The sequence below is a fragment of the Streptomyces sp. NPDC054847 genome, assembly GCF_053610925.1.
In genome coordinates this window covers 1-1,006 of record NZ_JBSGZJ010000813.1, presented here as the reverse complement: position 1 = coordinate 1,006, position 1,006 = coordinate 1, and the positions used below count along the sequence as shown (strand labels likewise).

The 1,006-nt window shown below is 77.4% G+C and carries 1 protein-coding gene; it reads left to right on the top strand.

The window, feature by feature from the left end; translation table 11 throughout:
• The coding region (locus ACWGH4_RS35410; RefSeq protein ID WP_453468047.1) for an FGGY-family carbohydrate kinase at window positions 1–876 on the top strand (876 nt) is incomplete at its 5' end.
• Window positions 877–1,006: the final 130 nt, after the last annotated feature.

Sequence of the window (1,006 nt, the reverse complement as noted above, 5' to 3'; positions counted from 1 at the left end):
CTGCTGGACCTCGTCGGCCTCGATCCGGCGCTCCTGCCGACCGTCGCGACGACCGGCGCCACCCGCGTCGGCCCGCTCACGCCCACCGCCGCGGAGCGGCTCGGCCTGCCCGCCGGGATCGCGGTCGCCGCCGGAACCGGCGACAACATGGCCGCGGCGGTCGGCCTCGGACTCGGCGGAGCGGGACTGCTCGACCACCCGGCCCTCAGCCTCGGCACGTCGGGAACCGTGTTCGCCGCGAGCCGCACACGCCCCGCGTCACCGGCGCTCGCCGGGTTCGCGGCGGCGGACGGAACGTACCTGCCGCTCGCGTGCACCCTGAACTGCACCCTCGCCGTCGACAAGGTCGCGTCCCTGCTGGGCCTGGACCGGGAAGCGGCGGAAGCCGGCGGCGAGGTCGTCCTGCTGCCGTACCTCGACGGCGAACGGACGCCCGACCTGCCGGGCGCGTCCGGCATGCTGACCGGCCTGCGCCACACGACCACCCGCCAGCAGATCCTCGGCGCGGCCTACGAAGGGGCGGCCGTGACCGTGCTGCGCGCCCTCGACGAGGTCATGCGCGCATGCGGCCAGGACCCGTCGGACCCGGATACCGCCGCGCGCCCCCTCCGGCTGGTCGGCGGCGGGGCGAACGGCCGCCACTGGGTGGAGACCGTGCGCCGCCTGTCGGGCCGGCCCCTGCTGATCCCCGCCAACGGCGAACTCGTCGCCCTCGGCGCCTCCGCGCTGGCCGCGGCCGCGGCGACCGGAGCGGACCCGGTGGCACTGGCGGCGGACTGGGGAGCGGGCTCGGGGACGGAACTGGAGGCGGTGGAGCGGGACATGGAGACGTGGGAGCGGGTGTCGTCGGCGGTGGAGAGGGCGGCGGCGGGCTGACGGGGGCGTTGCCTCAGGGGCGGCGCCGCTGCGCGGGGCATGTTCCCCACCCCGCCCCTTCCCGAAACCGGGCTCCGCCCGGACCCGTACCGCGCGGCGCGGTGTCCTCGAACGCCGGACGGGCTGGATC